10 protein-coding genes and 1 pseudogene are annotated in these 11,545 nt (G+C 40.4%); 7 read left to right on the top strand and 4 right to left on the bottom strand.

Annotated elements, in window-relative coordinates; translation table 11 throughout:
• Nucleotides 1-758, top strand: a pseudogene (locus ACED20_RS20800) (hypothetical protein); the annotation flags it as partial.
• 20 nt (nucleotides 759-778) lie between these two features.
• The gene (locus tag ACED20_RS20795; protein ID WP_378106641.1) at nucleotides 779-1,321 is read left to right on the top strand and encodes an STM3941 family protein; all 543 of its coding nucleotides are present in this window, start codon (nucleotides 779-781) and stop codon (nucleotides 1,319-1,321) included.
• Nucleotides 1,322-1,472: 151 nt separating this feature from the next.
• On the opposite strand, the gene ACED20_RS20790 is transcribed toward ACED20_RS20795, so the two are convergent.
• The 4 genes from ACED20_RS20790 to ACED20_RS20775 all read right to left on the bottom strand — a co-directional run bounded on the left by ACED20_RS20790 (nucleotide 1,473) and on the right by ACED20_RS20775 (nucleotide 4,768).
• Nucleotides 1,473-1,685, bottom strand: coding sequence for a hypothetical protein (locus tag ACED20_RS20790; protein ID WP_294240217.1), 213 nt, complete (start codon nucleotides 1,683-1,685; stop codon nucleotides 1,473-1,475).
• A 65-nt stretch (nucleotides 1,686-1,750) separates the two neighbouring features.
• A complete protein-coding gene (locus ACED20_RS20785; RefSeq protein ID WP_294197958.1) occupies nucleotides 1,751-3,310 on the bottom strand; it encodes a ribonuclease E/G in 1,560 nt (519 codons plus the stop codon).
• Nucleotides 3,311-3,677: 367 nt separating this feature from the next.
• Nucleotides 3,678-3,968 carry an HU family DNA-binding protein gene (locus tag ACED20_RS20780; RefSeq protein ID WP_027388329.1) on the bottom strand — a complete coding sequence of 97 codons (291 nt, stop codon included), beginning with the start codon at nucleotides 3,966-3,968 and terminating at the stop codon, nucleotides 3,678-3,680.
• A 140-nt stretch (nucleotides 3,969-4,108) separates the two neighbouring features.
• Nucleotides 4,109-4,768, bottom strand: coding sequence for a LuxR C-terminal-related transcriptional regulator (locus ACED20_RS20775; RefSeq protein ID WP_294197901.1), 660 nt, complete (start codon nucleotides 4,766-4,768; stop codon nucleotides 4,109-4,111).
• Nucleotides 4,769-5,772: 1,004 nt separating this feature from the next.
• Between ACED20_RS20775 and tssO the strand changes: the two genes are divergently transcribed.
• The 5 genes from tssO to ACED20_RS20750 all read left to right on the top strand — a co-directional run bounded on the left by tssO (nucleotide 5,773) and on the right by ACED20_RS20750 (nucleotide 10,872).
• Nucleotides 5,773-6,309 carry a type VI secretion system TssO gene (gene tssO / locus ACED20_RS20770; protein WP_294197899.1) on the top strand — a complete coding sequence of 179 codons (537 nt, stop codon included), beginning with the start codon at nucleotides 5,773-5,775 and terminating at the stop codon, nucleotides 6,307-6,309.
• A gap of 12 nt (nucleotides 6,310-6,321) precedes the next feature.
• On the top strand, nucleotides 6,322-6,849 hold the full coding sequence (locus tag ACED20_RS20765) for a type VI secretion system transmembrane protein TssO (protein ID WP_294197897.1): 528 nt from the start codon (nucleotides 6,322-6,324) through the stop codon (nucleotides 6,847-6,849).
• Between the two features lie 67 nt (nucleotides 6,850-6,916).
• Nucleotides 6,917-7,825 (top strand): PKD domain-containing protein, encoded by a 909-nt coding sequence (locus ACED20_RS20760; protein ID WP_294197895.1) that lies wholly within the window; start codon nucleotides 6,917-6,919, stop codon nucleotides 7,823-7,825.
• Between the two features lie 48 nt (nucleotides 7,826-7,873).
• Nucleotides 7,874-10,273, top strand: coding sequence for a type VI secretion system protein TssR domain-containing protein (gene tssR, locus ACED20_RS20755; RefSeq protein ID WP_378106637.1), 2,400 nt, complete (start codon nucleotides 7,874-7,876; stop codon nucleotides 10,271-10,273).
• Between the two features lie 95 nt (nucleotides 10,274-10,368).
• Complete coding sequence (locus ACED20_RS20750) at nucleotides 10,369-10,872, top strand: DUF4280 domain-containing protein (RefSeq protein WP_378106635.1); 504 nt, start codon at nucleotides 10,369-10,371, stop codon at nucleotides 10,870-10,872.
• Nucleotides 10,873-11,545: the final 673 nt, after the last annotated feature.

Raw genomic sequence — 11,545 nt, 5'->3', positions numbered from 1 at the left:
AAATGAAAATTCGTTCCGGCGGCGGTGGGGGAAGTACTCCTTTCGGGGAAACCGCTGCATATAGGGCATTGATGTCTGGGCAGACAAGCAATATCATAAATGTAAACGGAAGGTTACAATGGTATACTTTAGATAATCCCGAAAACTCAATGTATAATGATTTTGATGGTTTTCTGACCGGGTATACTGGTAGCATCACACTACATTCTGTAAAAGTTAGTAATGATAACAGTACGCCTTGGAGCGCATATAAAGATTGGGCTGATTGGGGATCTACTGCTGTTGGTGGAGGATTTGAATATATTGCCAAACAAAGAACAGCTCTTTATAATAATGGCTACTGGATTGATAATTTAGGTAATATGAGGAGCGTTCGATATGCTGGTAGGGCAGCAGACTCTCAAATAGGATTAAGAAGTAATTATTTATTAGCAACTGCAAAATATGGAAAATATGCAAAGGGGGCCGGTTATGTTGGGTATGCAATTAATGCAGGTCAGATTGCTTATGGAGTTTATGAAGACAAAGGTAAATTTGGAAAAAATGCCCAAGTTGCAACTGCTGGTGTTGGAGGTGGTCTTGCAGGTGCAGCCGGAGGAGCTTGGGCATTAGGGAAAGTAGGAGGTGCAATTGGAACTCTTATCGGTCCTGAAGGAACTGCAATTGGAGGGGCGATTGGTGGTATAGTTGGTGGTATAGTTGGAGGCTTTTGGGGCGGTGAAATTGCTGAAGGTTTGGCTGATGATTTATTAAAGTAAAAATTAAGATTTAAAATATAATGAACACAATTAAAATAAAAAGTAGTAAAACAAAATTTTTATTAATTATAACAGCAGCAGTAATATTTATTATTTTAGGATTATTTCTTGTTATCAATCCTGATTATTTTATTTCTAATATATTTAGAAATTCTATTGTTATAAGTATTACGGGATATATATCAATAATCTTTTTCAGTATATGCTTGATCCTTATTATAAAGGTTCTTGTTAGTAAAAGGATTAGTCTTGTTGTGGATGAAAAAGGAATTATAGATAATTCCAGTTATACAAGTGTAGGAATGATTTCCTGGAACGATATCACTTCTATCCACAGTATTAGTATCTCATCAAATAAGTTTTTAATTATTAATGTAAAGAACCCTCATAAATACATAAACAATCAGAATGACATTAAAAGGAGATTGCTAGAAGGAACATTTAAAACCTATGGCTCTCCTATTTCAATATCTTCAACTATACTAGCATGTAGTTTTAAAGAACTTGAGGCAATAATTTTAGAATCATTTAATGATAATAGGAATATTGATATTAAAACTTAAGATCTAATTAAAAGTCAAGTATACAGCTTGCACGCAAGTTCCACTTATGTTTGTAAAAATAAACCCCACCGTTTTTGCGGTGGGTTTTGTGTTTTAAAAAGTTGTTTCGTTTTGTATTACAAAACGAAACTATAACGTAGCTACATTTTTATTAAAGAAGTGTTGGGATTTTGGTCGTGAGCATTTTATCGACCAGTTTAAAGATCGTGGACCGGTCTTCTTCGTCAATCTGATTCATCAGATGAAGCTTCTCAAAATCGGGTTTGTCTTCGGTGGTTACGAGATAGGCGGGTTGCCCAGCCTGTCTGATGCGGTTTAATAAATTGAAGGCGAATACCCCAATATACAGAATGACAAAATGCAATGTACCATCCTGTTAGTAATAAAAACCAAAAATCTCCGCACGAAACGGAGATTTTAAATTTTCTATCAGTTGGAATATCCTGTCAGTTCTTCTTTTTTTGAATTGTAAATCCTGTATTCCAAGTATTTGAAGGAATCCCTTGGGATTACGGTGACCCATTTTTTGTATTTGATGAACCATCTCGTCTGGATACTGTTGAGTCCTTTGGTGAGATAGGCTTCCACAAATGGGTGTACATGAAGGTAAAGCTTTCCTTTTTCCTTCTGCATAATCGTTCTCAGGGCCTCGCCCATTCTTTCCACGATAACGATCGGAGCTACAATTTCTCCGTCTTTATTCGGGTTTTCTTCTTTGGTTTCGATCTGTTTTTCCGGACGGTTTCTCTGTCTGGTAATCTGGATGAGTCCGAATTTACTCGGCGGAAGGATCTTGTGGCGGGCTTTGTCGCGCTTCATCTCTTCCTTCAGATGTTCAAACAGATCTCTTCGGTGTTCGGGGTTCGTCATGTCGATGAAATCGATTACGATAATGCCGCCCATATCACGGAGACGCAGCTGTCGTGCGATCTCGGTAGCTGCCATTTTGTTTACCCTTAGAGCGTGTTCTTTATTTACGGCAGCTCCGGTGGTGATATTGTTACCGGAGTTTACGTCGACTACGTGCAGCGCTTCAGTGTGTTCGATCACCAGGTAAGCACCCTTTGAGCTTGGGATGTTGACGTGTTTCCCGAAGCTTTGTTTGAGCTGTTTTTCAACATTGTAATATTCCAGGAGCGGAATATGGGAATTGTGAAAATGGACAATATTCTTTCTTTCCGGGGCAATTACTTCCACGTAATTTTTCATTTCTTCAACCATCTGTTCGTCGTCACAGGTGATGCTGACGAAATCCTGGTTGAAGTTATCCCTTAAAATAGCTGAAGCTTTATCATCTTCGCTTAAAACCCTGGACGGAACTTTGTTTTTCTGTATATTCTTAAAAGTTGTTTCCCACTTTTGAATCAGCTGATTCATGTCGTTGTGGAGATCGGCAACTTTTTTCCCCTCGGCTACGGTCCGGATGATCACACCGAAACCTTCAGGTTTTATACTCTCGATCAGTGTTCTGAGTCTTTCTTTCTCCTCATTGCTTCTCACTTTTTTGGAAATGGAAACTTTGTTGTCGAAAGGGATCAGAACCAGAAAGCGCCCCGTTAAGGAAACCTGAGTGGAAATTCTCGGTCCTTTCGTAGAAATAGGCTCTTTGGTGATCTGTAGCAGCACAATGTCATCTTTGGCAATGACTTTGTCTACCGTTCCGTTTTTATCTATTTCGGGTTGTATCTCGAAATTCTTTAAGCTTGATGTGTTCTGTTTTTTGGAAATCGTATCCTTTACGAATTTTCTGTAAGTGAGATATTGCGGGCCCAGGTCCTGATAATGCAGGAAGGCATCCTTTTCGTATCCGATGTTCACGAATGCCGCATTAAGATTGGGGGCCAGCTTTTTCACTTTCCCGATGAACACATCTCCAACTATAAAACCGCTTTTGTCCTCTTGCTCATGAAGTTCACATAGTCTTCCGTCTTCCAGCAGGGCAATCTTCGTAAGATCATCCTCATGCGAAACTATTAGTTCTTTCTTCATTTTAATGTAAGATAAAATTGTTAAGACGGCAGGAAAAGAAAGCTTTTTTCATCATATAAATTTTACGCTTAAGGTAAGCATTAGTGTTCAATGAAATATAATTTTTTGGTGAACTATTAAAAAAACATCTTTTCCGCAGCATCTTATCGTTGCAAAACAAAATATAGTCGGTGAGGCTTTAAAATTTAAAATCACCAACTATATTTTTTATATCGTAGATCTCGAGAAAAAGAGATTATTTCTTCTTATGTCTGTTCGCTCTTCTTCTTTTCTTTCTCTTGTGTGTTGCAACCTTGTGTCTTTTTCTTTTCTTTCCGCTTGGCATAATTATAATTTTTTAGTAACTAGTTAATATTCAGTTAATGTTTTATTTTACGGTAACTTTCGTTTTTACCTTCTCCACAAACGATTTTGATGGTTTGAAGGCAGGAATGTTATGAGCAGGAATTTCAATAGCAGTGTTCTTAGAGATGTTTCTTCCCGTTTTTGCTGCTCTGGTTTTAATGATAAAAGATCCAAAACCTCTTAGATAAACATTATCTCCATTATACATAGAAGTCCTGATTTCTTGCATAAAAGCCTCTACAACTTTCTGTGTTTCATTCTTTTCGGTTCCCAACTTATTTGAGATGGTGTTTACCAATTCTGCCTTTGTCATTTCCTTATTTTAATTTTAAATTTTAGGTGTGCAAATTTAGTTAAAAAAATTGAATATTAGCAAATTAGTGGTAAAATATTTTTCTTTAAAAGGTTGAAAACTTAATATTTACTCTGGGTTAAAAAAATATTAACTCCCTTTTACATGCTGGAATTGTAGTATCCGTTCTCTACGCAAAAGCGGATAAGGTGTAGTTTGGTCTTCAGTCCGAGCTTTTCCGTAAGGCGGTTGATGTACGTATCGATGGTTCTCGTGCTGAGGTTCAGTTTCTCACCGATTTCCTTGTTGCTGAAGCCCTCGTAGCAGAATTTCATGAGTTGGATCTCTGTCGGGGAAAGCTCTTCCTGGCTTTTTTTCTGGCGGTCCATATATTCCATCACCGCCAGCGGCTGCTGTTCCCAGGCTTTGGTATACGCAGCATAGTCGAAGCTGTCTGAAGCTATTTTTCCTTTGATGATATCTTTGATGATATTGCTTTTCTTCTGGCAGTAATACATGTTCGGGATGCCGGAAATAATCTCCGCCATATCTTCCTGGTAGGTTCCGGAATAGGTAATGATCGGTGTTTCGGTATTGCTCTTACGGATGTATTTGATGGCTTCCAGCCCGCTTAATACAGGCATGAAAAGTTCGATGATAAATACATCTTCCTGTCTTCTGTAATTCCTGCTGATCAGCTCGTGGCCGTTGTTGCAGTCGTTTAACAGGATGTAAAAAGGATTTTCGGTAAGGGTCTTGACCAGTATTTTCTTAAAATAAAAGTCACTGTCTGCTATGGAAAATCGCACAGTATTACTCAATATTTTGCTCACTTTTAATATCGATTTGGTGAATGATAATTAAAATTCAGATTACTAAATTATGAAAATAAGCCGAATGTGAAAATTAATATTCGTGTAATTCCGGGATTACTTTTGTTGAAACGCATCATTAAGATGTTTGATAAGAGCAGGTCTAAATAAAAGTTATAGTGTCGGAGTGCACATTAAATAGACAAAAATGCAGCTTCAGGGCGCAAGATTATCTTTGATGGAATAAGGTGAATTCGACCGTATTTAATTTATGTTCAGTCGTTTATTTAAATAATAGATTTGAGTTTAATTTGATGAGTCGGAATTTTAATAGAGTTTCTATTCCTATGCAACAAACGATTAAATTAATATCTTTGATCGTAATGTTGACAAGAAAAACTTCCAGCATCCAGCTTTCATCTTCCAGCCTGTTAATCCGGATTTTACTTAGAGTTCACGTTAAAATAACAGAGTTCGGTTTATTTGAATTTGTTCTTATTGTTTATCTTCTGAAAATTTCCCGCACGGAAAAATCTTTGTAATTTGCGTGATATTTTTGACGCAAAGTTTTTAATTCTAATCTGTTTATTTCCAGGAAGCTAAAGAAGGAATCAGCAATCTGGTTTGAGGAAGCGCATGTTTATTCATATTATTTAAAAAACCTTATACGCCGGTTTCGTGCAGCAAATTTATCTGTCTTTGCCTGCTTCAATAAAACGGCATCTTAAATAATTCTTTGCGTTAATTTTAAAACGTAGTTGTTTAGCTGCACAAAATTTCATACCGCCAAATTCCTTACGCCTTAAAGCAGCGTGTTTGTCAATTTTAACTTGCGCCTTCTCGCTTTCCAACAACAAATACAACCCTTCCAAATCGGGAAATATTTTATCTAAAACCCACTACCACATTTCTTTTGTCATTTAATTCGGAAACGGCAGCAAATAAACAGAATACTTAATTTTGTATATACATTATTTTTTTATAATTTCACATTCCAAACAAATCACAAACATATGTCTTCGAATAGGGAGAAAAAATTAAACAAATCGGACGTCAGGATAGGCATTTGGAAATTTGTTCTGTCATTCATTGTCCTGTCAGGTGTTTCCTTCATCTGCGTATTTTTCTTTTTCAAAAGCTACGACATCCAACGGGAAGGAATAAAAAAAGAAGCGGATAATTACCGAGAGCTGCTTGTCAGAAGCGACCTTCTCAGAATCCATGTCGACAGCATTCTGTACCGGATGGACCAGCTGGACATCAATAAGGTGGACAACGATATTTTCCTAAGAAATTACATCATCGACAACGTACGGGATGCCAAAAACATCATGGGAAAAGACAGTGCCGATAATTTCAGGCATTATTCCATTCTCATGAAACAGATTGGCCCGATGCTCACGCTTAAAAACCAGATCGTCAAAGTATCATACAAAGAACAGAATGCTTTACGCGACCTCAGCGAATGCCAGGGGAAAGTAGGCATTGTCAACCACGAGCTTCGGGTAGATCCCACCAGAAAATTTTCAGGAAGCAGACGCAGAAGATAAAAACTAAATACTATGCAGGGACAAATCACACTATCAAAAAAAGAAAGGCATTATCAGTTTTTATATTTAATTCTCATGCTTTTCGCCGCGTTAATATTTTTGGGAATCATATTCCTGAAAGGATTTGAGTCGCCTTTTTCGGATGAGGACATCGTTTCCGTACAGAATCTTGAGGAAAAAGCCAGGTTCGACCAAAGACAGAAATTCTCCTATAAAACCATGGACAGCACCTTTGCGATGATCAACCGTCTTACGGATGAAGCCCCGCAACCCTTTGAGGAAAGCAACATCATGTACGGAATCAATGATGTGGCCAACTATTTCCAGACCGGGGAAAACATTACGGATATCAGGAAAGATGCCTATCCGCAGATTGCCAAATTCTACAAAATGTATTTTAACGATAAAAAATTAATTTCCAGCAAAACGGAAAATATCAAAAACTTTGAAAAGCAGTTTGATGAATGTTCCATAGGTTTTAAGGAAAAGACAAACCAGCTTTTCCAGCGGGAAACAGCACTGAAGGCCAGGACCCAGTAAAACATACATATAACTGCTGAGAAAAAATCACACACAAAATAAAACACACATCACACAATCACGAACTATGAATTACTTTCAGAAAAACAAGAAAAACATTATCATCGGTGTTATTGCGACGCTGCTCATTGCGGCACTTGTAGCCCTCTGGCTGCAGAAGAAAGTGATACATTCGGCGGATGATATTGTCGGAGTCGTATATCCGTCTACGCTCAAGGTGGGAGACACCCTGCTGTTCGAGGATAAAACCCAGTTTGCCAAAACCAAGCGGTGGAATTTCGGGGACGGTACCACCACAGATAAAAGCAGCGGCATCCACTTCTACAACAAGCCGGGATATTATCAGGTAACCCTGATTATCGATAACAAATATTCCAAATCTTTTCCGGTCATGGTTTCCGCCAGAACAATTCCCAAGCCTGCCGATTCCACGAAGATGAGAACGGTTATCGATGCGCAGACTCAGGCCATGCAGTTTGAAAACGTACAGTTCCGGGCCATTTCGGATGCCAGGCAGTTTACCTGGAAATTCGGCGAGACCGGAAATATCGATTCCAAAGATAAAATGGCCATCTATTCCTACAAAAAGCCGGGAGATTATGTTGTAACCCTTTATACGGACGAAAGCGCGGAACCTATTTTACACCAGATCAAGATCCTTCCGGCATACGATGCCCTGAAAGAAGAGGTAACTGTGGAAGATGCCTATGCCAAAATCGATAATGATTTCAAATACCATCTTCAGCAGATTGCCAATGGAAACAGTTTCAACATGCATTACAACTACCTGCTGAGAACGTATCTGTGTAACAATGAAAATACCGTGGTAAAAGTAAACGACAGTAAGGTCAACAATTTTTATATGTATTGCGCAGGATTGCAGTTCGATAAAAACAATGTGATCCAGACCGTGAAAGTGAACTTCGATGATGCACAGAACTGCGTAACGAAAGTCGATATTAACCAAAGCAAATAATTCCAGTTCCGGACTTCCGGGATTCACCAATCATTTAAATAAATCAAGATGAAAAATAAATTTCCTCTAGCAGCATATTATGTAGGTATTTCCGTTTTATTGGTAAGCTGCCAGGTAAAACTGCCGTCGAAAAAAACACCTGAGCCATCGCATTACAGTCAGGTAGACAATGCTCCGGTAATCAATGGTTTTCCTAAAAAAGCCGTTCCGTGGATCGCTATTTCAGACCGTTCCAGAAATACGGCTTATCTGGATAAAAATGACGAAAAATCGTATAAGGAAGTAAAGTTCCTGGAACCGCTGATGGTTCTTAAAAGCAGGGACGGCATGGTAAAAGTCGCTGAATATATTCCAGATGCCCTAATGAAAAAAGTTTCTTCCAAGCAGATTAAAACCTATGGATGGATCCCGGAATCCGACCTGCTGCTCTGGAGCAATTCTTTAAAAAGTGAAAAAACAGGCTTTCCGGTAAGGGTTGCCGTTGTGCCGAGCAACAGCGAAGTAATCCGTAATTCCGAAAGATACTATAAAAACGATTCGATCATGGTGTTCAACTCTCCGAGCCTGATCGAACAGGCCGATGTGAAGATCCCGAACGGGCAGATCGTATATGTCTACAAGCAGGCCGAAAACAACAAAAGATTCCTGGTAGGGAAGAAGCCTTCCGTTGATATGGACAGCATCAGTAACGGACTTTACGGCTGGGTAAGCTCCAACGTCATTTCAGCCTGGGGCGAACGTTCTGCCGTGAAGATGAAAAATACCACGGGGATTACCGATACAGCTCTGGGTATTCATGAAGGTGCTCCCGGCAGGAACGGAGCCGAAGACAAAGCGGCCGTCTTGCTTACGGATGTGAACAAAAGAACACCGCTGGAAAATATCTTTCCGGTAACCTTACCGCTGCATGAACCTCCGACGCCGGATTCAAAAACCAAATATTTTACGAATATCCTGGACTACAGCAATAATTATGTATTCAATGTTCTGGGAGAACCGATCCGTTTCGACCGTTACAGGGAGATTACGGAGAAAAATAAAAAAATCAATATTGTTTTTGCCCTGGACATCAGTGCACCCAATGCACCGTATGCTCCGATTGTTAAATCTTTGCTGCAGGATCTTCAGCTCAGGTTTGAGAAGCCTTCCTATTTCAATCAGGTAAAATACGGAGTGGTTTTGTATAAAAACAATTCCTGCGGAGATAATGTTGCTGTTTCCGGATTAAATACCGATTACAGCAAGATTACCACATTCATCGATCAGAAAAGTAATGAGATGAACTGTACGGGCAACAGCGGTTATCAGCCTGTAGGCGAAGGCCTGATGGCAGCGGGAAATCTTCTGTCGGGTGTACCGGATGAAACCAATATTGTCATCACCGTAGGAACATCCGCCGACCAGAGCGGCAATATGTATGGCGTGATCAACTCCCTGACCCAGGCCCAGGCAAGGCTCATCATGTTCCAGACAAGTGCAAGATCCTCCGATACATACAATGATTTCGTATTGATGTCTGAAAACGTAGTCACAAATACCGCTAAAAATATTGCTGAGCTTAAAAAACAGAAAATTATTAACCAGAACGACGTTTTAACGAAAAATAATTTCAATCTGGTAGAGGGCGACGAAGGTTTCTTTTCATTGGATTATCCTAAGCAGAGCATGGCGCAGGGATTTGTGATCTTCCCTAAAAAAGGTGATATTGCGACACCAGGCTACCTGAAAAAATCCGTAGACAGCTTGATTTCTCAGGTTACACTGGATAATACGAACCTTGATAAATCCCTTAACGATTATTTCCATTCTTCGGTAGGAGCGGGAAAAACGGATGTTGATGTACGATACAAATATCTGTATCCCGGACTCACCAATCCGGTGCCGGCAGGTATTGCTGCACAGCTGATCAATTACGGCAATCCGTTCCTCGTAAAAGGCTATATCCCAAAAGAGCTGAAGGATTTCAAACCGGGTCTCGAAAAAGGAGTGCTGATCTCTGAAAAAGAGTTTGATAACTTAAAGCAGTTCTACACGGAAGTGTACCGCAATACCGGTGCTGAAAGGACGGATTTCAAACAGTCCAGAGCCATTAATGAATATGTAAAGCTTCTGAAGAAATACAATCCTTCCGTTCAATTTCCGGATAAAGGTGAACTGTACAAGCAGCCGATGTCTTTCGCAGTGGGGGTAAGCACAGGCTTCGACAATTCCGAAGAAGAACTGATGTCGAAATATATGCTGAAGGGTTGGAAAAAATCCAAAATTGTGACGAATGAAACCGTAAGGAATTATTTCCGCCATTATAAAATCTTGGCAGACCGTATGCTGTCCCACAGGAATGATCCGGCAGTAAAGATCCAGCAGAACGGGCAGACCTTCTACTGGCTGAACGAATACTTTATGCCGACGATGATGCAGGTGGAAGAACCGGAATATACAGGGCATTAAGAACTTATTACCTGAAAAAGCAGAAATTTATTTTCTGCTTTTTTATTTTTTAATCTAAATTTTTTATCTTTGACATTACCCAAAATCACATAGATATGTCTCAGCAATCATCCCCTCATGACGGCAAATATTTTGTTGTACAGAAAGGCAAAGCCCAGTGTAACCAAGGCGACCAGTTCCCCCAGTATAAAGTAAGTTCCCATCAGAAACATTTCTGGAATGACTCCGATGGCAATGCCGATTACCTCGGCGTTACGGAAGACGATCTCCAGTTCAACCCTCCGGGTCCGAGTTTCGGAAAATGTAAGCTGAAGCCCAGCAGCGGCGGCTATCTTCCCTGTACCTATGCACCGGCCGGTAAATGGCAGAAAACCTATGATAAAGTGCAGATTATGGGCAAAAAGATTGTTACCGAACTTTCGGAGCTGCAATGCACGGTCGGGGGAAAGATCACCATCAAAGATCATGGGCAGCGCGGGGAAATGAGCAGGAAGAATGTGAAAAATGCAGATAATAAAACGGTTCAGCATATCAACCCTCTGGTAAAAATGCAGAACTATCAGGAAACCGTTTTGGAAAGCGAAATTGACGCGTATTAAATCAAAAAACACCATCTATGTCTAAAAAAGGAGTTTCAAAGATTTCGGGAAACCCTGCTCCGAAAGTAGGGGAGAAAACGACTTATATGGTGACCGACTGGTATCCCGCCACTCCGGCCGGTGAAAGAAATCCCGCAGCCGTAACGTGGGAGCTTTTTNCTGCTCCGAAAGTAGGGGAGAAAACGACTTATATGGTGACCGACTGGTATCCCGCCACTCCGGCCGGTGAAAGAAATCCCGCAGCCGTAACGTGGGAGCTTTTTAAAAAGCGCTCCAACGGCAGCTTTACGACAACCAATATTAAAAAGAAAGGTGACGGAAGTTTTACTTTCGGGGAAGTGGCCTCAAAAAATACCTACCGCCTCGAAGCTTATCTGCATGAGCCGGAAGGCAGCGGTCCCACCACTATCGATATTACGCCGCAGCCGGCCGGAATTCCGAAGATCAACAGGGTGGAACTCCGCTACGTAGACGATATGCCCGGAACGGTGTTCAGCTATACCGAAAAGATGGTGGCTGTTGCTTACTGTGTCAATCTTACGGGTGAAAAACTGCTTTTCACCCTTTGGGAAGACGATGCAGCGGGTGAAGGCCACAATAGCAAAAACAAATTCGTGGACAGCAGGCAGGCGGTAGTGGGCAGAACGGGAACGGCAACCGCTGAATTTATTCT

The sequence above is a fragment of the Chryseobacterium sp. sg2396 genome (genome assembly GCF_042610505.1).
Taxonomy (GTDB): Bacteria; Bacteroidota; Bacteroidia; order Flavobacteriales; family Weeksellaceae; genus Chryseobacterium.
The sequence above is the reverse complement of the archived record's forward strand: the minus strand, read 5'-3'. Positions and strand labels throughout refer to the sequence as shown.